Raw genomic sequence first — 23,590 nt, forward strand, 5'->3', positions numbered from 1 at the left:
AGCCTTGAAGCTTCATGCCGGCTGCCGCGACCGTCGGCTGAAATCAATTCACGCCGGCGAAGGCGCGCGCAGCGATCCGTTGGACAAAGGCGACGACCCGTTCGGGCTCCGCAAATTGCGGCATGTGGCCGAGACCTTCGATCCGTTCAAAGTCGAGGCCCTCGATCTTGTCCAGCATCGGTTCGCCATGCACGGCCTCGCCGATCACCTGGTCGCCGGTGCCGAACAGAATGCCTGCCGGCATCGTTATTTCGCGGTAACGCTTTTCGATTTGGCCAAGGTCCCGTTCGACGGCCACGACATCGGTGGACGTGGCGAAATAGTGGGGCGGACGCAACCCGAGCCAGCCGCCGCCGCTGATCATGTAATCCGCCGGAACCGCTTGCGGCGCGAAAATGAAACGCAGCGTCGGCTGCGCGTAACGAAGGCTGAGCGGTATCGCCACCGTATGGGCCAGGACACGGCGCAGCAGCCGTGACGGAACATAGAGCAGGTCAAATCCCTGACGCCCCGTCGCTTCCAGATGCGTCAGCGGCGAAACCAGCGCAATACCGGAAATCGCTGTCGGATGCCCGGTCGCCAGCGCGAGCGCGATGGCCCCGCCGAGCGAATGGCCGACAACCAAGGGCCGCTCCAGGCGCAATTCCTCGATGAAGCGCCGCACGACATCCGCCTGTTCGGGCAGCCGTCCGGTGGCGCCGCTTGCCTGAACCGAATAGCCCGAGCCCGGCCGGTCGAGCGCGATCAGCCGGTAGCCGGCGCCGAAGCGGCCGAACAGCGTGTGGCGGAAATGGTGGAGCTGGGCGCCGAGCCCGTGCACGAAGACGATCGGCCTGCCGTCGCCCTCTTCCACATAGTGGATGCGGTTGCCGTCGATCTCGACGAATTTCCCGCAAGCCGGCACCAGTCTTTCGGCCTTTGCCGCGATGCGCCAGGTCGCAATCATCAGGGCAAGCACGACGATGGCCACCGCAACGAGCAAGCCGGCAAGCAGCCACGAGACAACCGATATCAGCACGCTTTCACCTCAGGCCGACCGACCGCACCATATCCGCAACGGCCGCCGCCACAAGCGGCTATCCTGCTTTCGCATTGCGGCCGGCCGCCGGCCGCGTTATCTCAGGCGACCTTTTGCGCCGGAGCCCGTCATGCCTGAAATCGTCACCGCCGCCATGCTCGTCATCGGCGACGAGATCCTCTCCGGCCGCACCAAGGACAAGAATATCGGCCACCTCGCCGACATCATGACGGCGATCGGCATCGACCTGAAGGAAGTGCGCATCGTCCCCGACGAGGAGGACGAGATCGTCGCGGCGGTGAATGCCGTGCGCGCCCGCTATACCTATGTCTTCACCACCGGCGGCATCGGCCCCACGCATGACGACATCACCGCCGACTCCATCGCCAAGGCCTTCGGCGTGCCTTGCGAATACGACGCCAAGGCCTACGCGCTGCTCGAAGCAAGCTATGCCGGGCGCGGCATCGAATTCACCGGAGCGCGCAAGCGCATGGCGCGCATGCCGCGCGGCGCCGACCTCATCGACAATCCCGTCTCCGTCGCGCCGGGCTTCCGCATCGGCAACGTCCATGTGATGGCCGGCGTGCCGTCGATCTTTCAGGCTATGCTCGACAATGTCGTGCCGACGCTCAAGGCCGGCACCAAAATGCTGTCGGCCACCGTGCATTGCCCGTTCGGCGAAGGCCTGATCGGCGGGCCGCTGGCCGATATCCAGAAAGCGCATCCCGACACCATCATCGGCTCGTACCCCAAATATGGCGACGGCAAGTTCTGGACCGAGCTCGTCGTCCGGACCCGCAGCGAGGAAGCCCTCGAGGCCGCCCGCAAGGACGTCGAGGCGATGGTGGCGGGGTTCACCGAGGCGGGCTGACAGGCGGTTCGGCTGGAACCAGTCAACGCGCTGAGGCGTTCCCTTTGCCGCGCGGATGCGCAGGGCAACAATTGAGGGACCGGTCATGCGCTTCAAGACAATCGTCGCCATCTTGCAGAACGAACAGGACGCCGAGCGCGTCCTCGATTGCGCCCTTCCGCTTGCCGACAAGTTCGAGAGCCATCTCGTCGGCATCCACGCCGAGGCGCTTCCGGTGCCCTACACGTCGGCCACCGGCTTCCCGGATACCGAATTCCTGCAGGTCTCGGCCGAGATGAACAAGGAACGCGCCGACAAATTGCAGGCCTATTTCCTGCAGCGGATCGAGGAATCCGGCCTGTCCTTCGAATGGCGAAGCTTGGAAAGCTTCTCCGGCGACAGCGCGCTGACCGGCATATCGAGCGTGCGCGCCGCCGATCTGATCATCGCCGCGCAGCGTGACACCGGCGGCGACCCGAGCGCCGACGTCGACACGCTGGTCTACGATGCCGGCCGGCCGGTGCTGGTCGTGCCGCATGGCGGACCGCTGGTCACCACCTTCAGACGTGTGCTGCTTGCCTGGAACGGCAGCAAGGAAGCGGCGCGCGCCGCGTTCGATGCCCTGCCCTTCATCGCCGAGGCCGACAAGACGGACATTCTCGTCATCGATCCGCCCGAGACGCTGGATGAATCTCCGGAAGCCGCCGGCGCCGAGATCGCCGCGGCGTTGTCCCGCCACGGCGCCAATGTCAGCGTCTGCGTGCAGAAATCCGGCGGCGCTTCGGTCGACGACATGATTCAGGCCAGGATCGTCGAATCCGGCGCCGATCTTCTGGTGCTCGGCGCCTACAGCCATTCCTGGCTGCGCCAGCTTCTGTTTGGCGGCGTCACCCGCACGGTGCTGCGCACCACGAACGTGGCGGCTTTCCTGTCGCGCTGATTCATTTTGGCGCGGCGCAGCTTAAGTCCACAGCCATCGCCGGTCCCTGCCCTTGCCAAGCCTGGCGCTTTCCGGCTAATTCCGCCTGCATTCCAGTGTTTTCTGCGCGCCGACGGCGCGCCTTGCGGAGTGCGCGAACCATGTCCCTTCCCGAAAAAGCCTTTCCCGTCTCCTGGGACCAGTTCCATCGCGACGCCCGCGCGCTTTCCTGGCGGCTGTCCGGCGCCAACAAGGGACAATGGAAAGCGATCGTCTGCATCACGCGCGGCGGCCTGGTGCCCGCCGCCATCATCGCGCGCGAACTCGGCATCCGCGTCATCGAGACGGTGTGCGTCGCCTCCTACCATGATTACACCAGCCAGGGTCAGTTGCAGGTCCTGAAGGAGATTTCGCCTCCACTGCTTGCCGATGATGGAGCCGGCGTGCTGATCATCGACGATTTGACCGATACCGGCAAGACGGCGGGCATTGTGCGCGCCATGATGCCGAAGGCGCACTTCGCGACGGTCTATGCCAAGCCGAAGGGCCGCCCGCTGGTCGACACGTTCGTCACCGAAGTCAGCCAGGACACCTGGATCTACTTTCCCTGGGACATGGGCTTCACTTACCAGAAGCCGATCGCGGACGATCACGCCGGCTGAACGGCCATCATATCTTCCAGAGAATCTGCCTTGAACCTTGGTCGCGCAGCCGATCTGAAGGGCACGACTACTTGCGAGATCGACTTTTTCTGGTGGGGTTTTCCGGCGGAGTGAAGTTTTTTACTTTTAAAGTCCATAATTCGCCGTAAGATTCGTAAGGTGGCAAACGATTCTGGAGGCTGGGGCAGCTTCTTACCATGTTGACGAGGCCGACGACGCACAATCAGATGGCTGAAAGGGTCAGGCGGCTCTTCGGCGTCGCGCCTTGTCGCCTGCAGGTTGCCGCCTTGCCTTGGCGCGAGGGCGACAACGGCGTCGAGATCATGCTGATCACCAGCCGCGACACCGGCCGCTGGGTGCTGCCCAAGGGGTGGCCGGAAGCCAGGGAACCGCTTTGTAAGGCGGCCGCTCGCGAAGCAGGCGAGGAAGCCGGATTGCGCGGCTCCGTCTCGCATCTTGAGGCCGGCCGCTATTTCTATGCCAAGGTCCTCGCCTCCGGCGAGGAAGTGCCTTGCGAGGTGCTGGTCTTTCCGCTGCATGTCGACCGTGTCGCGGATCGCTGGAAGGAAAAGCGCGCACGAACGCGCAAATGGGTTGGCCCGAACGAAGCCGTCCGGATGGTCAACGAACCCGATCTTTGCCAGATCATTGCCGACTTCTGCGCCGCGCCGCACAAATTCGCCTGATTCAAAGCAATTCCAGTAAGCTCGGCGACTTCGCCGCAGCCCTTGGTCCGCGTCATATCGGATGATCGTCAGACGCGGCCGAAATCGTCGGAACTGAGCCGGGTCCAGCGATCGCCCATCAACCCGCCGATGAAGATGTCGCCCGCGCGGACCGCTTCCCTGACCTCGGCGATGCGTGAACGCACCATCGTGCCCCCGGCATAGCGGAAGAAGAGACCGTTGTAGTTGAAGAGTTGCGGCATGACCGTGCTCTGGGTCTGCCCGGTAATGCCCGCACAACCCATATCCCGCGCCGCCGCGATGAGGGCGTCCAGCGTCGCGCCCCAGAGGGATCCAGACGCCTGGATCTGCAGCAGGTTCGCTATGCCGCCGGCTTGGCCATAAAAGGCATAGCAGCCCAGCATCTTGCCCGTTTCGTCGTAAGTTCCGCCGAATCGAAGTGGACCGTCGGCCCGCTTCTCGGCCGCCAGCGCGAGCAGCCGCGGCAACTCGCCGTCCCGCCAACTCGGCCGCAGCGAGTAATCGGTCATGAGGACAGGCAGTTGCTGCGCAAATCGGGCCGCGTCGATCGGCTCGCGGTGGATCCGTTGGGATGAATGCTGGGACGATGGCTCGAACCTTTTTCTTGCAAGAGCGTCAAAGGCTTTCGCGCCAGGGTCGAGAGCCAGGCGAGGCAGCCCCGGCCATTTGCGGCGCAGCATGGCGGCGGCCATGGCGCCGGGTCGGAAAACGCAGGTCCATTCCAGGCAGTGCACCGGCAGGAGCTGATACTTCATCGGACGCGCGAAGGCCAAGGATGTCCGATTGGCGGAATCGGTCAGGTAGAGATCAAATTCGCCTTGATGCAGGGTGCGCAGCAATTGCGGCCCGGCCCAACCGTGATCGGTGCTGGAATCGGTCATGAAGGGACCGATGATGGCCGCGTTCAATGCCGTTCCGTTGAGCTCGTAGCGGGCTTTCAGAACACCCATGAAGCCACCCAGGCGGCCCTGCGGGTTGATCTGGACAAGAGCCTTGCTCTCATCCCCGTCAAGGTAGAGCTTCCTCATATAGTCCGCCGTCTGCGCGATCGCGCGATCGCGCAGGTGGCGACGATGGCGAAACTTCCTCAGGAAGAGCGCGGCGACGTGCTCGAGGTCCTCGACGGCTAGAGGCCGAACCGAGCCATGCTGGGTTTCCAGCGCCGACGGCGCAGCCATCTTTCCCGGGCCGGTCATGCGTCCCAACGAAAATCTCCGTTCAACCGGCATTCCTACAGAAACGAGAAATCCTGGAGGCCATCGCCTACCATATCCGATTTGCTTTTCTGTAAATATACAACGAACGTTGCTTCAAAAAGTGGGCGACGATCAAATTTAATAGAACAAATACTAAAATATTCAATGTATAGAAAGAAAATTGAATAGCAGATTACGCAGACCTATCCGCATAACGCGAAGGCGGTTGCAAACGTCGAAATGGCAGGCCTGGGTCGCTCCGAAGACCATGCCCTGACTGCGGCCGGCCGGAGCCGGGCGCCATCCTTTCCTCAGGCAACGAGGCCCTTGGTCAACTCGAGCGCCTGACGCTCGAACAGCCGCCGGTAGATGCCGCCGTTCAGCCGGATCAGCTCGTCATGCGAACCCTCCTCGGCGATACGCCCGCGATCGAAGACCAGCAGCCGGTCGAGCGCCCGCACCGTCGAGAGCCGGTGCGCGATGACAAGGGTCGTGCGCCCGACCATCAGCCGCTCCATCGCCTTCTGGATCAGCACTTCCGATTCCGAATCGAGGCTCGACGTTGCCTCGTCCAGGATCAGAATGCGCGCGTCGGCCAGGAAGGCGCGGGCGATCGCCACGCGCTGGCGCTCGCCGCCCGACAGTTTCACGCCACGCTCGCCGACCAGGGTTCCATAGCCCTTGGGCAGGCTGGTGATGAAGTCATGCGCGCTGGCAAGCTTGGCCGCGTGCTCGATCTCGGCCTGGCTGGCGCCGGGCCTGGCATAGGCGATGTTCTCGGCAAGCGAGCGGTGGAACAGGATCGGCTCCTGCTGGACGATGGCGATCTGGCCGCGCAGCGAGGCCTGCTCGACCTGCGCGATGTCCTGCCCGTCGATCAGGATCCGCCCGGCGTTCACGTCATAGAGCCGCTGGATCAGCTTGACGAAGGTCGTCTTGCCCGAGCCCGAATGCCCGACCAGTCCGATGCGCTCGCCGGCCTCGATATCGACCGAGAAATCGCGGTAGAGCGGCAGAAGGTGATTGCCGTAGTGGAACGTCACCTTGTCGAACGCGATATGCCCATCGGTGATCCGGATCGGCTGAGCGCCGGGCCGATCCTCGATGCCGAGCGGCTCGGACTGGAAGTCGACCAGTTCCTCCATGTCGTTGATCGAGCGCTGCAGGTTGCGGATATGCGTGCCGATGTCGCGCAGATAGCCCTGCAGCACGAAGAACGAGGTCAGCACAAAGGCGACATCGCCGGCGCTCGCCTGGCCCCAGGCCCACAATAGGAGGGCAAGACCGATCACCGCAGCCCGCATCAGGAGCAGCAGCGCCCCTTGCGTGGTGCCGTTGGCGGTGCCGCGCATCCAGGTGCGGCCAGTGCGCAGGCGCCATTTAGCGACGACGCGCGCCAGCCGCGCTTCCTCGCGAGCCTCCGCGCCGAACCCTTTGACGACGGCATTGCAGCTCACCGCGTCGGCCAGCGAGCCTCCGAGGCGCGTGTCCCAGCTGTTGGCGAGCCGCGCGGCGGGCGCGACATAGCCGAGCGACAGCATCGCCGTGACAGCGATGAACAGCACCGAGCCGGCGGCCACGACGGCCCCCATCAGCGGCCAGAACCAGCCGAGCAGCAGCGTCGATCCGACAAGCATGACGACCGACGGCAAAAGCGCGATCAGGATCGTGTCGTTGAGCAGGTCCAGCGCCCACATGCCGCGCGTTATCTTGCGCACCGTCGATCCGGCGAAGCTGTTGGCGTGCCAGTCCGTCGAGAAACGCTGCACCCGATGGAAGGCATCGGCGGCGATGTCCGACATCATCTTCAGCGTCAGCTCGACGATCCACAGGAAGGCGACATTGCGCAGCACGATCCCGGCTAGCGCCAACGCCATCAGCATCGAGAACGCCGTCATTGCCGCGTTCCAGGCAACCTCATCGGTTCCGGCGCCGTTGGCGACCGCATCGACGAGGCGGCCAGAGTAAAAAGGTGTCAGCACGTCGGCTAGCGTCGACAGCAGGAAGGCGCCCATGATGAGCGAAAGCCGCCACGGCTGGTGGCGCCAGTGGCCGAATGTAAAGCCAAGCACGCTGCGAAAGGCGCTCGCGCGCAGGTCGATCTTGAAACGAGCCATGATGTCATCCGGGCGCAAACGAGCCCGGTCCCGGTAAAATCAAATTGGAAAACCCGCGTCCGCGCCTGCGGCGCTCCAGAGAACGGGAGGTTCAGTATGGTAGGCCGCCTGCCCTGAGGCGGCGACCGGCAGCGGCAAATGCCTGTCCTGCGTCTGGCTCTCCGAGAAACTCAGAGCGCCGGCGCCGACCTAGGCTTCGCGGCCTCGCATAACGATGTCAAATCCTGCCATACGGTCCTCCCGGAAGGGAATCGCGGAGAAGCTCTTATAGGGAGGCATCAGCCGATCGCCAAGCCGGCCTATCGCCAAAACGACATCTGGTCCAAGCACTGAGACGAATTTGCAACAACGGCGTTGCCCTCGCGTCCCAGGTCAGACTGCCGGCTTGCGCTCCAAGCGCATGTAGTGCCCATCGGTCGACGCCTTGAAGCCGAACTTCTCGTAGAGGCTATGGGCGTCGTCGGTCGACAGGCTCCAATGCGCCACCGACGCGACCTCCGGGTGATCGATCAACGCCTGGACGAGCCGCTTGCCGATTCCCCGCCCGCGATGTTCGGGCCAGATAATGACATCGGCGACATAGGCAAATACCGTATAGTCGGTGATCGCGCGGGCGAAGCCGACCTGCCTGCCGTCGAGATAGGCGCCGACGCAAAGCGAATTGTCGAAGGCGCGATGGTTGGCATCGTCGTTTCGTGACGCTCCCCAATAGCTTTGCATGAGTTGGTCGGAGGTCGCCCGGAAATCCATCCGCGACAGGTCGAAACTGATTTCAATATCCTGCATGCTCGGCACTGCAGCAATCTCAGGGTCGAGGACTAGCCACGATCCCGGAACCGGTTGGTGATCGGATAGCGGCGGTCGCGGCCGAAATTTTTCCGCGTGATCTTCACGCCGGGCGCCGCCTGGCGGCGCTTATATTCGGCGATGTAGAGCAAGTGCTCGACGCGTGTCACCGTCGCCCGGTCGTGGCCGCGCGCGACGATGTCGTCGACGCTCATCTCGTTCTCCACCAGGCATTCGAGAATGTCGTCCAGCGCCGGATAGGGCGGCAGCGAATCCTGATCGGTCTGGTTCTCGCGCAGCTCCGCCGACGGAGCCTTGTCGATGATGTTCTTCGGGATGACCTCGCCGGACGGTCCGAGCGCGCCCGGCGGCACATGCGAATTGCGCCAGCGCGACAGCGCATAGACCTGCATCTTGTAGAGGTCCTTGATCGGATTGAAGCCGCCATTCATGTCGCCGTAAAGCGTGGCATAGCCGACCGACATCTCGCTCTTGTTGCCGGTGGTGACCACCATCGAGCCGAACTTGTTCGAGATCGCCATCAGGATCGTGCCGCGCGCGCGGCTCTGCAGGTTCTCCTCGGTGATGCCTTCCTGGGTGCCTTCGAAGAGCTGGGTCAGCGCATGCTTGAAGCCTTCGACCGGCTCGGAGATCGGCACGATGTCGTAACGGCAGCCGAGCGCCCTGGCGCAGTCCTCGGCGTCCTTCAGCGAATCCTTCGACGTATAGCGGTAGGGCATCATGACGGTCCGCAACCGCTCTTCGCCCAGCGCGTCGACGGCCAAGGCCGCGCAGATCGCCGAGTCGATGCCGCCGGAAAGGCCGAGCACGACGTTCTTGAAACCGTTCTTGTTGACGTAGTCGCGCAGGCCGAGCATGCAGGCCCGGTAGTCCGCCTCTTCGCGCTCCGGTATCTTCGACATGGGGCCTTCCGAGCAGACCCAGGTCTCCCCCTTTCTTTTCCAGGTGGTGACGTCGACCGCGTCCTCGAACTGGCTCATCTGGAAAGCCAGCGTCTTGTCGGCCCCGATGGCGAACGAGGCGCCGTCGAAGATCAGCTCGTCCTGGCCGCCGAGCTGGTTGGCGTAGATCATCGGCAGCCCGGTTTCGATGACTTGGCGGATCACGACCTGGTGGCGGACGTCGATCTTGGCGCGATAGTAGGGCGAGCCGTTCGGCACCAGCAGGATCTCGGCGCCGCTTTCGGCCAGCGTCTCGCAGACGGCGATGTCGCCCCAGATGTCCTCGCAGATCGGAACGCCGATGCGCACGCCGCGGAAATTGACCGGGCCCTGCAGTTCCGGTCCGGCCTGGAACACGCGCTTCTCGTCGAACTCGCCATAATTCGGCAGATCGAGCTTGTAGCGCTCGGCGATGATCTTGCCGCCGTCGGCGAAGACGATGGAGTTATGCGTACCGGTCTTGCGCTTCAGCGGCGTGCCGATGATCACGCCTGGACCACCGTCGGCCGTATCCTTGGCGAAATCCTGCGCCGCCTTCTCGCAAGCCATCAGGAAGGAAGGCTTCAGCACCAGGTCTTCCGGCGGATAACCGGCGAGAAAGAGCTCGGTGTAGAGCACCAGATCGGCGCCCTGCCGCGCCGCGTCCGCCCTCGCCTCGCGGGCTTTCGCCAGATTGCCGGCGACGTCGCCGACGGTCGGGTTGAGCTGGGCAACGGCGATGCGCAGGATATCGGGAGCGGTCTTGGTCATGCAACGGATTTAGCGTGGCTGAAATCGCCCCGCAATGGCGATTGCTTGTACCAAATAGGACTAATCGGCAAAGCCGATTATGTCCCTGATCGATCGAAGATCGTATCCCGACTAATCAGCAAAGCCGATTATGTCCCTTATCGATCGATTGTGGCAGGCCTAGTCGCCCATATACTCGCGCAACGCCTCTGCCGAACGGTTCTCGCCGATCGACATCGCCAGGATGCGCGAGATGTGGCGGCGCGGCAGGCCGCTCTCGGCCGACCATCGGTTGATCTGCGCCTGGATCTTGTCGAGGTCCCGTTTCGAGGTCGGGCTTTCGGCGATATCGAGGCCGGCGTCGCGCAACGCCGCCGCCATGTCGGTGGAGATCACAAACGTGTCCCATTCCAGCCAGCGCAGGAAATACTGGCCGGTGTTGCCGCCGAGCCGGCTGCCATGCTTGGCGAGATAGGCGGTCAGGCCGACCTGATCGTCCGCCGGCCACCCGGCAATGAATTTGCCGAAGCTGCCATGCTCCTTCGAGACGCGATCGACGAAAGCGGCATTGTCGCGCACCGACTTGATCTTCTGCGGGTTGCGCACGATGCGGCTGTCGGACGCGAGTTCGTGCCAGAAGTCGTCCGGCTGGAACAAGAGCCGCTTCGGCTCGAAGCCGAGGAACGCTTCCTCGAACCCCGGCCATTTCTGCTCGATGACGCGCCACACGAAGCCGGCGGCGAAAATGCGCTCGGCCATGGTGGAGAGAATGCGGTCGTCGGGGATCTTCGCTACCGCCGTGTTGTCGGGCGCCGGGCCGAGCAACGGCGCCAACACGGCATCGCCGCCCTTGCGCTTTGCCGCCCGTGCGTGGATTTTCTTGAAATCGAGCATCGTTGTCCCTCGCCTGTCACAGCAATCTATCACTTCACGTCCGGCCCGGCAGCCTCTACCTCTATCGAGGCGTGCTGGTGATGGAGAGGACGATGAACAAGACGGTCGAGGATCTGGCGAACCGCTGGCTGAGGCGAAAGCCTGACGGCCTTAGTGCCCTGGAAAGCCGGGTGCTGCAAAGCGCTATCGATCGCACAACCGTCACCAGAGATACCAACAAGGCCGTGGCCTTCCACGAGACCTATGGCGACCGCATCGCCGACAGCATTGCCAGGGTCGGCGGTTCCTGGTCCTTCATCCTCGCCTTCCTGGCCTTTTTGGTTGTTTGGACCGCCGGCAATGCCTGGCTGCTCACGCGCGACGCCTTCGACCCCTACCCTTTCATCTTCCTCAACCTTGTGCTGTCGATGCTGGCGGCGATCCAGGCGCCCGTGATCATGATGTCGCAGAACCGCCAGACCGAGCGCGACCGCATCGACGCTGCGCATGACTACGAGGTCAATTTGAAGGCCGAGATCGAGATCATGGCCCTGCATGAGAAGCTCGACGAGTTGCGCCACAGCGAGATCATCGGCATGCGGGATGAAATCCTGCGCATGGCCGAGCAGATCAGGCGTATCGACGAGAAGCTGTCGGCGCGACCCGTAACAGAATGAACGAGACCATCCACCATCTCATCGAGCAATATGGGCTGATCGCGGTCTTTCTGGGCTGCGTGGCCGAAGGTGAAAGCGCCGCAATCCTCGGCGGCTTCTTCGCCCATCAGCATGTTTTCGTGCTGTGGCAGACTTTCCTGGCGGCCTTTGTCGGCGCCTTCGCCGGCGACACGTTCTTCTTCACCCTGGGGCGCAGCTTCGCCGAGCATCGCTATGTGAGAAGGCTGCGCAGGCGTCCGGGCTTCAGCCGCGCCTATCGCCTGCTCAACACCCATCCCAACATTTTCGTGCTGACCAACCGCTACATCTACGGCATGCGCCTGGTCGGCGGTGTCGCCGCCGGTCTGTCGACGGTGCCAGTGCCCCGTTTCGTCGTCCTGAATGCCATCTCTTCCGCGGTCTGGGCGGCCCTGTTCAGCGGCATCGGCTATGTCTTCGGCCTGGGCGCGGAGCAGATGGTTGGCCAGGCGTTCGCCCGGCATGAACGCCTGCTCATCGCCCTTGGCGTCGGCGCGGTCGTGGCGATTGTTGCCTGGCTGGTCGGCCATCACTTTGCCAGCCGCGAACGCGCCAAGGAAGACCGGGCGGGACCCTGACCCGCGAGAGCGTTTCACCGCTTCACGGAAACGGCGAACCGCTCTAACCCTTTGTTTTTACGCAATTCCCGACGGAAGGTTACGGCGAAGGCGCCGAACCCAACCGCTCACACTTTTCCTGGAATTGCTCCAGGATCAGATCGGCGCGCCGATAAGGCGTTCGATGAGGGCGATGCCCCAGACGCCGCCGGCGATCACGATCGAGATAAGCACCGCCAGCGAGCCGCAATCCTTGGCGAGTTGGATCTCGATGTGGAATTCGCGCGAGATCGCGTCGCAGGCGGCCTCGATGCCGGTGTTGAGCACTTCGACCATGATCAGGAGCAGCACCGCGCCGATCAGCAGGGCATAGCCGCGCCAGGAGACCGAGATGAACCAGCCAGCCGGCAAGGCAAGAGCAAGCAACAGCAATTCCTGCTGGAACGCCTTTTCGTGGGCGGCCAACTTGCGGAAGGCCCGCACTGAATTGATGAACGCATCGATCAGCCGCTGCATGCCTCTGCCCCTTTGCGAGTCACCGGCTGGGGATATCGCAATGGCGGGATCAAGGGAATAAGGCCGCCGCCGCAAAATTCATCCGTCCGCGACCTTTATCGACGGTGTCGATTTCTCGAACTGCGGCAACCCGTCCTCGATCGAATAGTAATCGCCCTTGTCGCCGACGAAGATGTGGCTTTCCGCGGACAGACCGCTCGGCCTCTCGAAGGAGCCGGCCATGATCGAGATCGTGTCCAGTTCATTGTGCTTCCAGAACAGCAGCGAACCGCAGGTGCGGCAAAAGCCGCGTTTCGCTATGTCGGACGCGCCGTACCAGTTGAGCGCGTCGGTGCCTTCTATGACGATATCGACGTCCTTGGAGGCGGTTGCCGCGACGAAATGGCCGGTTTGCCGGCGGCACTGCGAGCAGTGGCAGTAGACGACGCCGCGTAGCGGCCCGCTCGTCCTGAACCGCACCGCCCCGCACAGGCACGATCCGCTGTGGTTGTCGTCCATTCCGGCCTCCGTCGACATCATGCGCCCCGTTCATTGCGGAATAGAATTTCAGTTTTGAGATGGCCGGGCACCGGCAAATGCGACACCGAGGCGACGCGTTTCAGAAGCCGCGCCCTGCACCGCCTTGCACCCTGTGGTAGCAAGGACAATGAGGAAATGCGGGCTATTAAGGAAACTTTAGCGGGACTGCATTTATGATTCCCACAAGCGATGGTCGTGTTGGGGACGCGCCGTTGCATCCGCATTTCTGATTCCAATCCCCGCGCGAGCGACTCCCGGCGGTGGCAGGTCTCCGGTCGCACTGAAGGGGTAGTGAACACAACATGCAGCCGGCAGCCATTCCGACCGACAGGAATACCGACATCGCCAGCACGGTAGTGGCGACGATGCGACAGCTCGGCGTGCTCGGCCTGCCGCGCAACTATGAAATCTTCTACGAGGCGCTCAGCGGCAGCAATCACGAACTCAGCCTTGCCGTCGTCTCGTTGAGCAACCGCCCGACCCAGGAGGACCTCGACCGCATCGGGCGGGCCTTCTTTCCGCAACACCACGGCCCCGCCATTGTCGAGCACGCCCGCGAGATGATCGCCAAGGAGCTTGAGGATATCGCCACGCTGCTACGCAGCGAGCACTCGCATATCGAGAAATACGGCCGCATCCTCGACGAGACCTCGATCGGCCTCAGCAATCGCAGCCTGCTCTCGCAGGAGCTCCTGCAGAAGATCGCCGGCGCCATGTCGGCCGCCACCAGCTCGACGATCGACCACGGCCGCCAGATCGCCAGCACGCTCAGCGAAAAGACGGCCGAGCTTGAAAGCGTCAAGTCGAAGCTCGAGGAGTACAAGCGGCTCGCCGACACCGACCCGCTCACGCAGTTGTGGAACCGCCGCGCCTTCGACAAGGAGATCACCCGGATCTACAACAGCAATCGCGGTATCCTGTTCAACGCCTTGATCCTTGCCGATATCGACCATTTCAAGGACATAAACGATCGCTACGGCCACCCGGTCGGCGACAGGATCCTGCAGATCATCGCAGAGATCTTCCAGTCCAGCGTGCGTTCCGACATGTTTGTCGCGCGCACCGGCGGCGAGGAGTTTGCGCTTATCGTCGAGGGCGCCAGCGAGGATGCCACTTACGAGATCGCCGAGCGCATCCGCGCGCTGATCGAGCAGACCCCGTTCGCCAGCAGCCAGAGTGGCATCAACTACGGCACCGTTACCGTATCGCTGGGTATCTGCATGGCTTCGGAGGCGGAAAACCCCGAAGACCTCTACACCAAGGCGGACCGCGCGCTTTATCGCTCCAAGGTCGGCGGCCGCAACCGGGTCACCAGGCATTCGACGACGGCGGGGCGCCCCGCCAAGGGCTGGCTGCTTTACAAGAAAGACTGACACGCCCCTTTCCAGAAGAATTTTTGTGGACTATATTTTCCACAGAAATGAAAGGGTGCGCTTATGCAACGTCCAGTCGCGGCCGCGACGGCGGCCGAAAACGCCGTCATCACCAAGGCCACGCTGCGCGCGGCCGACCTGCTCGACATCACCGCCAGGACCCTCGCTTTGGTCATCGGCGTGTCGGAGGCGACGGTCTCGCGCATGCGCAAGCAGGAATTCCTGCTTGAACGCGGCACCAAGCCGTTCGAACTGGCGGTGCTGTTCGTTCGCCTGTTCCGCTCGCTCGACGCCATCGTCGGCGGCGACGAGACCGTTGCCCGGGCGTGGCTGAAGAACCCCAACACCACGCTCGACGGCACGCCGATCGAGAAAATCCTGACGATTGCCGGACTTGTCGATGTCATTGCCTACCTGGACTCCCGACGCGCTCTCGTCTGAGGCCGTCAGGCTCGAAGGCAAGTACTGGCGCATGGTCGAGGCGCAGCACCGTGTCTCCACCCTCAAGCTCATCGACACGCTCGATGAGCAGGCGTTGCTGGAGGACCTTATCGAGGACACCAAGCCGCAGATCCCGCTGGAATGCCGCCATCTCCATTACCTGCTGGCTACGCCCTTTCGTTACGGCTCGGTCTATCCGTACGGCTCGCGCTTCCGCCGCGCCGGCAAGACGAAAGGCGTCTATTATGCCGCCGAGACGGTGCTGACGGCGGTTGCGGAAATGGCTTTCTACCGCTTGTTGTTCTTCGCGGAATCGCCGGCGACGCCATGGCCGAACGACGCTGCGGAATACACCGCCTTCGTGGCGGCGATCAGATGCGACCGCGCGATCGACCTGACGCGGCCGCCGCTCGATCGCGACGAGAAGGCCTGGACGCACGCCACCGACTACACCGCCTGCCAGGCGATCGCCGACGTCGCGCGTGAGGCAGAGTTGCAGGCGATCCGCTATCGCTCGGTGCGCGATCCCAAAGGCGCCAACATCGCGCTGTTGACGTGCAAGGGCTTTGCCAAGGCAAAACCGCTGGAGCCGCAGACCTGGCGCATCCGGATAGGCTCCTTCGGCCTCCAGGCGATCGGCGAATTCCCGGATAGGAGGCTGGAATTCTCACGCACCGCCTTTGCCGATCCAAGGCTGGCGGGAATGCGCTGGGAGCGAACCACCTGACAAGTGCGATGAGCTGTGTTGAGATTCAGGTCAGGCCGAGCCGAAAATGGCGATTTTCGAGAACCGGCCTACGCCGGCCGTAGCCTTCATAGGGCGGAGAGCTTATGAGGGCTTCGGCCGGCGAAGGCCGGAGCGGAGCGTACTTGAAGTACGTGAGCACCGGCCTATGCCGGCCGAAGCCTAATCTGCTCACCCGTCACTATCATGATTGCTTCGGCCGGCGAAGGCCGGAAGCGCAGGAAGCCGCCATTTGCAGGCCGGCCTCACCTGAATATCGATGCAGTTTTAGGCCAGGATGTTGACCGCCCGCGCAGCCACCAGCGCGATCGTCAACAGCGAGATCATCGCTTCGGCCATCATCAGGAGCTTGGCGCGCTGCGTGAGCGGCAAGGTGTCGGTCGGCGAGAACGCCGTGGCATTGGTGAAAGCCAGGAAGAAATAGTCGACGAAGCCCGGCAGCCAGCCCTGGATCTCCCGATCGGGCAGCGTCATTTGCGGGAATAGAAAGTCTGCCTGCGCGCGCTTGACCAGGCCGCAGGTCGGCGGGCCGCCGCGGTCGGTGCTCCAGAACCACAGCGCGAAGACGATCACGTTGGTGACCCAGATGTTGAGCGCGTCGACGAGCAGCGTCGTGCCGGCGCCGGCATGGCCTTCCAGCAGCGCCCGCACCAGGAGAACCAGCGATCCGCAATTCATGATGCTGATGACCCCGGTCATCACCAGTGCCGTGCGGCGGATGTAGAGGCGCAATTGGCCGATCGCGTACCAATGCTCGTGATCGACTGCCTTGCGCGTCGCCATTTGCGTCCAGGCCGTCGCGATCGACAAGGGCACGAGCAGCGCTGCCTCCACCGTCGGGGCAAGCCAGCGCGGACCGAAGGACAGGTTGTTGATGACCAGAAGCTGCAGGCAGATGATGACGAGAACCGCGGCGCGCGCCGACCAGAAATCGAGCCCACGGTGATGAATGACGGCATGCTGATGGCGCATGGAGGCACCTGTATTGCTGGAACCGCGGCGCCGTGGGCCGTCTCCGGCAACGATCGGCCGGCCGATCCTGCCCAAAGCGCCAGCGACGGGTTCCATCGCAATCTTGGTTTTACAATGTTGCGGCAGCATACATTTTCGTAAGCTTTTGCTATCGGACTGTTCAGCAATCCACCGGTGTGATTTTAGGCCCGCATGTCGAGAACCAGCGAATCCGTGCATGTCTGGCCCGCCGCGGCCGCGGCTGAAGGCGATCTGTCTTCGATCTGGAACGGCCTGGTCCGGCACCCATGGCGATTGCTGGCGCTTTTGTGCCTGATCCAGATCGCTTGCTGGACCGTCATGCCGGCGCTCGTCAACGTTGGGCCGCCCCGCGACGTCGTCGAAGGCTTCATGTGGGGTCGCGAATGGATGCTGTTGACCTACAAGCATCCGCAGCTGCCGTGCTGGCTGCTCGAGATCAGCCATCTCCTGACCGGCTCATTCCGCTGGCCGCAATATATGCTGTCGCAGCTTATGGTTTCGACGACCTTCGTCCTGGTCTATCTGCTTGCGCGCGACATAATGGGCTCGACCCGCGCGCTCGCCGCCGTGCTGCTGATGCCCGCGATCTATTTCTTCGGCTGGCCGACCCCGCAATTCAATCATGACTACGCGCAGATGCCGTTCTGGGCCGGCATTTCATGGTTGCTGTGGCGCGCGGCGCGCGACGGACGACCGGGCTGGTGGCTCGCCCTCGGCCTCGTTTCCGGCCTGGGGCTCTATGCCAAGTTCTCGACGGCTCTGCTGCTGGCCTTCGGCGGCCTCTGGATCTTATACGACGCGCGTGCCCGAAGCCGGCTCGCCACCCCATGGCCGTGGCTCGGCCTCGCGGTTTTTCTTGGCGTCGTGGCGCCGTTGGCGGTGGAGCTTGTCCGCCTCGATTTCCTGCCGTTCACCTATGCCGCGCATCGCAACGCCTGGGTGATCGCCCACCGCGCCCGGCTTTACTATATCGGCGTTCAGCTTGCCGGGCTTGCCGCCGTTCCCGTCGTGCTCGCTATTTCCGGCCTGTTGCGCCGGCAGCCCGGGCCCGGACGCGAACCCCCGCCGGCCTACCCTGCTCCCGAGCGGCGCGCTGTTGTCTACCTGGCATGGATGGGCCTGGGGCCGGCACTCTTGATCATGGTCGCCTCGCTGTTTACCGGCACTGGCGAGTCCTGGGGCGCGACGATGTACAATCTCGTCGGCGCCCTGGCGATTGCGCTTCTGGGCCAGCGACTGGGACAAAAGGAATTGCGCCGACTGACGGTGCTGGCGCTGCTTTGCGTGGTCGGCGTGTCGAGCGCCTATGCGGCGACCCGCTGGACAGGTTGCAACGTCCTCGGCCACCTGCAGCCGAGTTGCTGGCCGGCGCGATCAATCTCGCAGACGGCCCAGGCGATCTGGCATGAGACGGTGCCGGGACCATTGGGTATTGTCGGCGGCGAGGACGGCGTGGCTCAGCTTGCCGGGCTGGAAGCTGCGGACCAGCCCTCCATCTTCACGAACCTCGACAGGCGCCTCGCCCCCTGGATCACGGACCAGCGCCTGCGGGATCAGGGCATGCTGTTTGTATGGCCGCACGGCTGGAAACTCTCCCCGCAACAGCAGGCCTGGATTGCTGGCCTGCCGGTCAAGACGGTGCCATTCGACTGGTCGCTCAAAGCACCGCCCTTGGAGATCAGCTTTGCCGTCATTCCGCCCGGGCGAACCAGTTTCCCGGGCGACCCGCCCGGGCCGCCCGATCCGGAATGACCCGCGATCCGAATGATTGCCAGCCCACGTCAAAAGGCGCAGGCGTCGCCGCCAGCGCCTCTAATAATGGATATCAAGCCCCCATTCAGGCGTTGGCGGCCTGCTTGTGCTGCACCGGGTGGCTCTTCTTGAGCAGGTCCGAGACCAGGAAGGCGAGCTCGATCGCCTGATCGGCGTTAAGGCGCGGGTCGCAATGAGTGTGGTAGCGGTCCTGCAGGTCTTCCGCCGTGATAGCGCGGGCGCCGCCCGTGCACTCTGTGACGTTCTTGCCGGTCATCTCCACATGGATGCCGCCCGGATGCGTGCCTTCGGCGCGGTGCACCTCGAAGAAGGTCTGTACTTCCTTGAGGATGCGGTCGAATGGCCGCGTCTTGTAGCCCGCCGCCTCGATCGTGTTGCCATGCATCGGATCGGACGACCAGACGACGCTGCGGCCTTCCTTCTTCACCGCACGCACCAGCTTCGGAAGATGCTCGGCGACCTTGTCCGAGCCGAAGCGGGCGATCAGCGTCAGGCGGCCCGGCTCGTTCTCGGGATTGAGCAGGTCGATCAACTCGATCAGCCCGTCCGGCGTCAGCGACGGCCCGCATTTCAGGCCGAGCGGATTCTTGATGCCGCGGCAATATTCGATATGCGCGTGATCCGGCTGGCGTGTGCGGTCGCCGACCCAGATCATGTGGCCCGAGGTCGCGTACCAGTCGCCGGAGGTCGAATCGACGCGCGTCAGCGCCTCCTCATAGCCAAGCAGCAGCGCCTCGTGGCTGGTGTAGAAATCCGTCTCGCGCAGCGCGAAATTGGTTTCCGAGGTGATGCCCACCGCACGCATGAATTCCATCGTCTCGGTGATGCGGTTGGCGAGCGATTCGTATTTCTCGCCTTGCGGGCTGTCGGCGACAAAGCCCAGCATCCAGCGATGCACATTCTCCAGGCTGGCATAGCCGCCCTGCGCGAAGGCGCGCAGAAGGTTGAGCGTCGCGGCCGACTGGCGGTAGGCCATTTCCTGACGGGCGGGGTCCGGAATGCGCGACTTGGCGTCGAACTCGATGCCGTTGATGATATCGCCGCGATAGCTCGGCAGCGTCACGCCGTTCTTGGTCTCGTTGTCGGACGAGCGCGGCTTGGCGAACTGGCCAGCGACGCGGCCGACCTTCACCACCGGCTGCGCGCCGGCGAAGGTGAGCACCACCGACATCTGCAGGAAGACGCGGAAGAAGTCGCGGATGTTGTCGGCGCCGTGCTCGGCAAAGCTCTCGGCGCAATCGCCGCCCTGGAGCAGGAAGGCTTCGCCGGCGGCGACCGCCGCCAGTTGCTTCTTCAGCTTGCGCGCCTCGCCGGCAAAAACCAGCGGCGGGAAGGTGGCAAGCTGTGCTTCCGTGGCCTTCAGAGCGGCAAGGTCCGGATAGGCCGGGACCTGCTTGATCGGCTTTGCTCTCCACGAATTCGGCGACCATTTCGTCATCGCTGCACCCAAACGCCCTTTCGGAGCAACTCCAGGGAAAACTATGAAATTTCCGTCGGAATTGCGTCAAAACAAACCGGCGAACGCGCTTGCCCGCCATTCCAGCCTCGATACGAGGTCGCGGCTCCTTACACGAAGCCGATTACCTATTCTAGCCGGGTTTTTCAGCAGTGGCGAATACCCTGAGCTCCTCGACATCCAGATGTGGACGTCGTTAGGCGGCTTTATCCACCAACCGTGCCAATTGGGTCATGACAACAGCCGAGCCTGCCAGCCGCTTCTCCGCATTCGGCCAGTCGCGGATAAAGACGACGCTGTGGTCGGCCCTGATCTTGGCCAGCGAGCCCTGTTCGCCGATGAATTTCACCAGCCCGACCGGATTGGGGAACTCGCGCTTGCGGAAATGGATGACGACGCCCTTCGGTCCAGCGTCAAGCTTCTCGACATTGGCCTTGCGGCACAGCGCCTTGATGAAGACGATCTTCAGCAGGTGCGTCACCTCTTCCGGCAGCGGCCCGAACCGGTCGATCAGCTCGGCGCCGAAACCGTCGATCTCCTCGGTGCTTTCGAGGTCGCCGAGGCGCCGGTAGAGCGCCATACGGAGCTGCAGGTCAGGCACGTAGCTTTCCGGGATCATCACGGCGGTGCCGACCGCGATCTGCGGCGACCAGCCGCCGTCCTGCGCCTCGCCGGTATCCTTCACTTCTGCCACCGCCTCTTCCAGCATCTGCTGGTAGAGCTCGAAGCCGACCTCCTTGATATGGCCGGACTGCTCTTCGCCGAGCAGATTGCCGGCACCACGGATGTCGAGGTCGTGGCTGGCGAGCTGGAACCCGGCGCCCAGCGTGTCGAGCGACTGCAACACCTTCAGCCGGCGCTCGGCCGTATCGGTCAGCTTGCGGTTGGCCGGCAGCGTGAACAGCGCGTAGGCGCGCACCTTCGAGCGGCCGACGCGGCCGCGCAGCTGGTAGAGCTGCGCCAGGCCGAACATGTCGGCGCGATGGATGATCAGCGTGTTGGCCGTCGGGATGTCGAGCCCGGATTCGACGATGGTCGTCGACAGGAGCACGTCGTATTGGCCATCGTAGAAAGCGTTCATGATGTCGTCGAGCTCGCCCGGCGGCATCTGGCCATGCGCCACCGCCACCTTCAGCTCCGGCACGGATTCCCGAAGGAAATCATGGATTTCCGAAAGGTCACTGATGCGCGGCACGACGTAGAAGGATTGGCCGCCGCGATAGCGCTCGCGCAGCAGCGTCTCGCGGATGACCAGCGGATCGAAGGGCGAGATGAAGGTGCGCACCGCCATGCGGTCGACCGGCGGCGTCGCGATCAACGACAGCTCGCGAACGCCGGTCAGCGCCAGTTGCAGCGTGCGCGGGATCGGCGTCGCCGACAGCGTCAGCACGTGCACGTCGGACTTCAGATCCTTCAGCCGCTCCTTGTGCTTGACGCCGAAATGCTGCTCCTCGTCGATGATCAAAAGGCCGAGTTGCTTGAACGAGATCGAGCTGCCGAGCAGCGCGTGCGTGCCGACGACGACGTCGATCGTGCCCTCGGCAATGCCCTTCTTGGTCTCCGCCAGTTCTTTTGAACCGACCAGGCGCGAGGCCTGCGCGATGCGGATCGGCAGGCCCGAGAAGCGCTGCGAGAAGGTCTTGAAATGCTGGCGTGACAGCAAGGTCGTCGGCACCACCACTGCGACCTGGAACCCTTCCATCGCCGCGATGAAAGCGGCGCGCAGCGCCACTTCCGTCTTGCCGAAGCCGACATCGCCGCAGACCAGCCTGTCCATCGGCTTGCCGGCGCCGAGATCGTCCATGACGGAATCGATCGCCGTCTGCTGGTCGTCGGTTTCCTCGTAAGGGAAACGCGCCGCGAACTCTCCGTAGAGCCCTTCCGCGGGAATCATCGTTGGCGCCGAACGCATCTGCCGCTCGGCGGCGATGCGGATCAGTTGGCCCGCCATGTCGAGCAGGCGTCGCTTCAGCCGCGCCTTGCGCGCCTGCCAGGCGCCGCCGCCCAGTTTGTCGAGCGTCGCTTCGGCCGAATCCGAGCCGTAGCGCGACAAAAGCTCGATGTTCTCGACCGGCAGGAACAGCCGGTCGTCGCCGGCATAGTGGATTTCGAGGCAGTCATGCGGCGCGCCGACCGCCTCGATGGTGCGCAGCCCGATGAAACGGCCAATGCCGTGATCGGCGTGGACGACGATGTCGCCGGACGACAGCGACGAGGCTTCGGCGATGAAATCGGAAGCCTTCTTCTTTCGCTTCGAACGCCGGATCAGCCGGTCGCCGAGGATGTCCTGCTCGGCGACGACCACCATCTGGTCGGTCTCGAAACCGGATTCGAGCGGTAGCACGGCAAGACCCGCCTGCCCCGGCTCGAGCTTTTCGACCTCGGCAAGGGTTGCGACGGGCTTCAGGTTGCCGAGGTGATGTTCGGCGAGGATCTGGCCGAGGCGGTCGAGCGAGCCTTCCGTCCAGCCGGCGACGATGACGCGCCGGCGCGCGGCACGCTCGTCCGCAATGTGTTTTACGACGACGTCGAAGACATTGATATTTGGATCGGCGCGTTCCTCGGCAAAACTGCGACCATGGCGCGAACCGGCATGGAAAACCTTCTTGGCTCCCACATCGGGGGCGTCGAAGACGGTGAAGTCGATGTCTTCGCGCGGACCGAGCGAGGCCTTGAGATTGTCCGGTGAGAGATAAAGCAGATCCGGCGCGACGGGCTTGTAGGGCACGGCGTCCTTCAACGCGCTATCGGCCTGTTTCCGCCGCGCCTCGTAGTGGTCGAGGATCAGCGTGTGCCGCTCGGCCAGCGCTTCATGCGCCAGATGGTCGAAGACGACAGGCGCGTCCGGCAGATAGTCGAACACCGTCTCCAGCCGCTCATAGAAGAAGGGCAGCCAGTGCTCCATGCCGGCGAAGCGCCGGCCTTCGCTGACCGCCGCATAGAGCGCATCGTCGCGCGACGGCGCGCCGAAAGCCTCGATATAGGAGCGGCGGAAGCGGCTGATCGTCTCCGGCGTCAGCGCCACCTCGCTCATCGCCTGCAACGACATCGACTTGCGCTGGCCGGTGGTACGCTGGGTGGCTACGTCGAAGACGCGGATCGATTCCAGCGTGTCGCCGAAGAAGTCGAGGCGCAGCGCCTCACTCCAGCCCGGGGCGAAAAGGTCGAGGATGCCGCCGCGCACCGCGAATTCGCCGAGGCCGCGCACCGTGGGCACGCGCTCGAAGCCGGAGGTCTCCAGCCGCGCGATCAGCGCGTTCATGTCGATCTGGTTGCCGGGCCTGGCGTGGAAAGTCTGCGCCTCGATCAATTCGGCCGGCGGGATGCGCTGCAACAACGCATTGGCGGTGGTGAGGATCACGGCGCGGTGCGGTTTCTTCGCCAGCGCGATCATGGCGGAAAGCGCGTCGAGCCGCCGCGCGGCGGCATCGGCGCCGGGCGAAACGCGGTCGTAAGGCAGGCAGTCCCAGGCCGGCAGCTCCAGCACCGGCAGGCCGGGCGCTGCAAAGGCGAGCGCCTCGATGATCGCCGGCAGGCGCTGGCCGTCGCGCGCGACGAACAGCACCGGCTTGTCGGGCGCGATCTCCTGCGCCGTCTGTATCAGCGCGAAGGCTTCGTAGCCGTCGGCGACGCCGTCGACGATAAACTGGCCGGCGCGGCCCTTGGGCAGGCCTATTGTGGGGATAAGGCTCATGGATATGCT

21 protein-coding genes are annotated in these 23,590 nt (G+C 63.7%); 10 read left to right on the top strand and 11 right to left on the bottom strand.

What is annotated here, in order from left to right; translation table 11 throughout:
- Positions 1-43: 43 nt before the first annotated feature.
- Positions 44-1,018, bottom strand: coding sequence for an alpha/beta fold hydrolase (locus WDX12_RS29435; RefSeq protein ID WP_434722953.1), 975 nt, complete (start codon positions 1,016-1,018; stop codon positions 44-46).
- A gap of 130 nt (positions 1,019-1,148) precedes the next feature.
- Between WDX12_RS29435 and WDX12_RS29440 the strand changes: the two genes are divergently transcribed.
- The 4 genes from WDX12_RS29440 to WDX12_RS29455 all read left to right on the top strand — a co-directional run bounded on the left by WDX12_RS29440 (position 1,149) and on the right by WDX12_RS29455 (position 4,135).
- The gene (locus WDX12_RS29440; RefSeq protein ID WP_434722954.1) at positions 1,149-1,889 is read left to right on the top strand and encodes a competence/damage-inducible protein A; all 741 of its coding nucleotides are present in this window, start codon (positions 1,149-1,151) and stop codon (positions 1,887-1,889) included.
- Positions 1,890-1,974: 85 nt separating this feature from the next.
- Entirely contained in the window at positions 1,975-2,808 is an 834-nt protein-coding gene (locus WDX12_RS29445; RefSeq protein ID WP_434722955.1) for a universal stress protein, read from the top strand.
- Between the two features lie 140 nt (positions 2,809-2,948).
- Entirely contained in the window at positions 2,949-3,449 is a 501-nt protein-coding gene (gene gpt / locus WDX12_RS29450) for a xanthine phosphoribosyltransferase (RefSeq protein ID WP_095765134.1), read from the top strand.
- Positions 3,450-3,646: 197 nt separating this feature from the next.
- Positions 3,647-4,135 (top strand): NUDIX hydrolase, encoded by a 489-nt coding sequence (locus tag WDX12_RS29455; protein WP_434722956.1) that lies wholly within the window; start codon positions 3,647-3,649, stop codon positions 4,133-4,135.
- A gap of 68 nt (positions 4,136-4,203) precedes the next feature.
- Here WDX12_RS29455 and WDX12_RS29460 read toward each other — a convergent pair whose 3' ends face one another.
- The 5 genes from WDX12_RS29460 to WDX12_RS29480 all read right to left on the bottom strand — a co-directional run bounded on the left by WDX12_RS29460 (position 4,204) and on the right by WDX12_RS29480 (position 10,840).
- Positions 4,204-5,352: a hypothetical protein gene (locus WDX12_RS29460; RefSeq protein ID WP_434725728.1), complete on the bottom strand. Its 1,149-nt coding sequence runs from the start codon at positions 5,350-5,352 to the stop codon at positions 4,204-4,206.
- Between the two features lie 311 nt (positions 5,353-5,663).
- On the bottom strand, positions 5,664-7,469 hold the full coding sequence (locus tag WDX12_RS29465; RefSeq protein ID WP_434722957.1) for an ABC transporter ATP-binding protein: 1,806 nt from the start codon (positions 7,467-7,469) through the stop codon (positions 5,664-5,666).
- 372 nt (positions 7,470-7,841) lie between these two features.
- Complete coding sequence (locus tag WDX12_RS29470) at positions 7,842-8,255, bottom strand: GNAT family N-acetyltransferase (protein ID WP_320295937.1); 414 nt, start codon at positions 8,253-8,255, stop codon at positions 7,842-7,844.
- Positions 8,256-8,287: 32 nt separating this feature from the next.
- Positions 8,288-9,967, bottom strand: coding sequence for an NAD+ synthase (locus tag WDX12_RS29475; protein ID WP_320295938.1), 1,680 nt, complete (start codon positions 9,965-9,967; stop codon positions 8,288-8,290).
- 159 nt (positions 9,968-10,126) lie between these two features.
- On the bottom strand, positions 10,127-10,840 hold the full coding sequence (locus WDX12_RS29480; protein ID WP_434722958.1) for a DNA-3-methyladenine glycosylase I: 714 nt from the start codon (positions 10,838-10,840) through the stop codon (positions 10,127-10,129).
- 92 nt (positions 10,841-10,932) lie between these two features.
- On the opposite strand from WDX12_RS29480, the gene WDX12_RS29485 reads away from it, so the two are divergent.
- Positions 10,933-11,496 carry a DUF1003 domain-containing protein gene (locus WDX12_RS29485; protein WP_434722959.1) on the top strand — a complete coding sequence of 188 codons (564 nt, stop codon included), beginning with the start codon at positions 10,933-10,935 and terminating at the stop codon, positions 11,494-11,496.
- Complete coding sequence (locus WDX12_RS29490) at positions 11,493-12,092, top strand: DedA family protein (RefSeq protein ID WP_434722960.1); 600 nt, start codon at positions 11,493-11,495, stop codon at positions 12,090-12,092. Before WDX12_RS29485 ends, WDX12_RS29490 begins: the two co-directional genes overlap by 4 nt.
- A 135-nt stretch (positions 12,093-12,227) precedes the next feature.
- Here WDX12_RS29490 and WDX12_RS29495 read toward each other — a convergent pair whose 3' ends face one another.
- Both WDX12_RS29495 and WDX12_RS29500 read right to left on the bottom strand, forming a co-directional pair.
- Positions 12,228-12,587 carry a diacylglycerol kinase gene (locus tag WDX12_RS29495; protein ID WP_042644382.1) on the bottom strand — a complete coding sequence of 120 codons (360 nt, stop codon included), beginning with the start codon at positions 12,585-12,587 and terminating at the stop codon, positions 12,228-12,230.
- 78 nt (positions 12,588-12,665) lie between these two features.
- On the bottom strand, positions 12,666-13,085 hold the full coding sequence (locus tag WDX12_RS29500) for a GFA family protein (RefSeq protein ID WP_320295942.1): 420 nt from the start codon (positions 13,083-13,085) through the stop codon (positions 12,666-12,668).
- 323 nt (positions 13,086-13,408) lie between these two features.
- On the opposite strand from WDX12_RS29500, the gene WDX12_RS29505 reads away from it, so the two are divergent.
- The 3 genes from WDX12_RS29505 to WDX12_RS29515 all read left to right on the top strand — a co-directional run bounded on the left by WDX12_RS29505 (position 13,409) and on the right by WDX12_RS29515 (position 15,647).
- Complete coding sequence (locus tag WDX12_RS29505) at positions 13,409-14,479, top strand: GGDEF domain-containing protein (protein ID WP_434722961.1); 1,071 nt, start codon at positions 13,409-13,411, stop codon at positions 14,477-14,479.
- 63 nt (positions 14,480-14,542) lie between these two features.
- A complete protein-coding gene (locus WDX12_RS29510; protein WP_320295944.1) occupies positions 14,543-14,920 on the top strand; it encodes an antitoxin Xre/MbcA/ParS toxin-binding domain-containing protein in 378 nt (125 codons plus the stop codon).
- Positions 14,880-15,647, top strand: coding sequence for an RES family NAD+ phosphorylase (locus WDX12_RS29515; RefSeq protein WP_434722962.1), 768 nt, complete (start codon positions 14,880-14,882; stop codon positions 15,645-15,647). The genes WDX12_RS29510 and WDX12_RS29515 overlap by 41 nt, the downstream gene beginning before the upstream one ends.
- 285 nt (positions 15,648-15,932) lie before the next feature.
- Here WDX12_RS29515 and WDX12_RS29520 read toward each other — a convergent pair whose 3' ends face one another.
- The gene (locus WDX12_RS29520) at positions 15,933-16,637 is read right to left on the bottom strand and encodes a hypothetical protein (RefSeq protein ID WP_320295946.1); all 705 of its coding nucleotides are present in this window, start codon (positions 16,635-16,637) and stop codon (positions 15,933-15,935) included.
- A gap of 192 nt (positions 16,638-16,829) precedes the next feature.
- Between WDX12_RS29520 and WDX12_RS29525 the strand changes: the two genes are divergently transcribed.
- The gene (locus WDX12_RS29525; protein WP_434722963.1) at positions 16,830-18,410 is read left to right on the top strand and encodes a glycosyltransferase family 39 protein; all 1,581 of its coding nucleotides are present in this window, start codon (positions 16,830-16,832) and stop codon (positions 18,408-18,410) included.
- Between the two features lie 85 nt (positions 18,411-18,495).
- On the opposite strand, the gene WDX12_RS29530 is transcribed toward WDX12_RS29525, so the two are convergent.
- Both WDX12_RS29530 and mfd read right to left on the bottom strand, forming a co-directional pair.
- Positions 18,496-19,869, bottom strand: coding sequence for a class II 3-deoxy-7-phosphoheptulonate synthase (locus tag WDX12_RS29530; RefSeq protein WP_320295948.1), 1,374 nt, complete (start codon positions 19,867-19,869; stop codon positions 18,496-18,498).
- 214 nt (positions 19,870-20,083) lie between these two features.
- Positions 20,084-23,581 (bottom strand): transcription-repair coupling factor, encoded by a 3,498-nt coding sequence (mfd, locus tag WDX12_RS29535; protein WP_434722964.1) that lies wholly within the window; start codon positions 23,579-23,581, stop codon positions 20,084-20,086.
- Positions 23,582-23,590 lie beyond the last annotated feature (9 nt).

This window comes from Mesorhizobium sp. RIZ17 (assembly GCF_051127865.1).
Taxonomy (GTDB): domain Bacteria; phylum Pseudomonadota; class Alphaproteobacteria; order Rhizobiales; family Rhizobiaceae; genus Mesorhizobium; species Mesorhizobium humile.

What these genes read in the sequence shown, in the direction of transcription:
- WDX12_RS29455 (WP_434722956.1), top strand. Translation starts at nt 3,647, where the DNA reads ATGTTGACGAGGCCGACGACGCACAATCAGATGGCTGAAAGGGTCAGG.
- WDX12_RS29445 (WP_434722955.1), top strand. Translation starts at nt 1,975, where the DNA reads ATGCGCTTCAAGACAATCGTCGCCATCTTGCAGAACGAACAGGACGCC.
- WDX12_RS29520 (WP_320295946.1), bottom strand. Translation starts at nt 16,637, where the DNA reads ATGCGCCATCAGCATGCCGTCATTCATCACCGTGGGCTCGATTTCTGG.
- gpt (WP_095765134.1), top strand. Translation starts at nt 2,949, where the DNA reads ATGTCCCTTCCCGAAAAAGCCTTTCCCGTCTCCTGGGACCAGTTCCAT.
- WDX12_RS29525 (WP_434722963.1), top strand. Translation starts at nt 16,830, where the DNA reads ATGTCGAGAACCAGCGAATCCGTGCATGTCTGGCCCGCCGCGGCCGCG.
- WDX12_RS29490 (WP_434722960.1), top strand. Translation starts at nt 11,493, where the DNA reads ATGAACGAGACCATCCACCATCTCATCGAGCAATATGGGCTGATCGCG.
- WDX12_RS29495 (WP_042644382.1), bottom strand. Translation starts at nt 12,587, where the DNA reads ATGCAGCGGCTGATCGATGCGTTCATCAATTCAGTGCGGGCCTTCCGC.
- WDX12_RS29505 (WP_434722961.1), top strand. Translation starts at nt 13,409, where the DNA reads ATGCAGCCGGCAGCCATTCCGACCGACAGGAATACCGACATCGCCAGC.
- WDX12_RS29510 (WP_320295944.1), top strand. Translation starts at nt 14,543, where the DNA reads ATGCAACGTCCAGTCGCGGCCGCGACGGCGGCCGAAAACGCCGTCATC.
- WDX12_RS29530 (WP_320295948.1), bottom strand. Translation starts at nt 19,869, where the DNA reads ATGACGAAATGGTCGCCGAATTCGTGGAGAGCAAAGCCGATCAAGCAG.
- mfd (WP_434722964.1), bottom strand. Translation starts at nt 23,581, where the DNA reads ATGAGCCTTATCCCCACAATAGGCCTGCCCAAGGGCCGCGCCGGCCAG.
- WDX12_RS29480 (WP_434722958.1), bottom strand. Translation starts at nt 10,840, where the DNA reads ATGCTCGATTTCAAGAAAATCCACGCACGGGCGGCAAAGCGCAAGGGC.
- WDX12_RS29470 (WP_320295937.1), bottom strand. Translation starts at nt 8,255, where the DNA reads ATGCAGGATATTGAAATCAGTTTCGACCTGTCGCGGATGGATTTCCGG.
- WDX12_RS29465 (WP_434722957.1), bottom strand. Translation starts at nt 7,469, where the DNA reads ATGGCTCGTTTCAAGATCGACCTGCGCGCGAGCGCCTTTCGCAGCGTG.
- WDX12_RS29440 (WP_434722954.1), top strand. Translation starts at nt 1,149, where the DNA reads ATGCCTGAAATCGTCACCGCCGCCATGCTCGTCATCGGCGACGAGATC.
- WDX12_RS29460 (WP_434725728.1), bottom strand. Translation starts at nt 5,352, where the DNA reads ATGACCGGCCCGGGAAAGATGGCTGCGCCGTCGGCGCTGGAAACCCAG.
- WDX12_RS29515 (WP_434722962.1), top strand. Translation starts at nt 14,880, where the DNA reads ATGTCATTGCCTACCTGGACTCCCGACGCGCTCTCGTCTGAGGCCGTC.
- WDX12_RS29485 (WP_434722959.1), top strand. Translation starts at nt 10,933, where the DNA reads ATGAACAAGACGGTCGAGGATCTGGCGAACCGCTGGCTGAGGCGAAAG.
- WDX12_RS29500 (WP_320295942.1), bottom strand. Translation starts at nt 13,085, where the DNA reads ATGGACGACAACCACAGCGGATCGTGCCTGTGCGGGGCGGTGCGGTTC.
- WDX12_RS29475 (WP_320295938.1), bottom strand. Translation starts at nt 9,967, where the DNA reads ATGACCAAGACCGCTCCCGATATCCTGCGCATCGCCGTTGCCCAGCTC.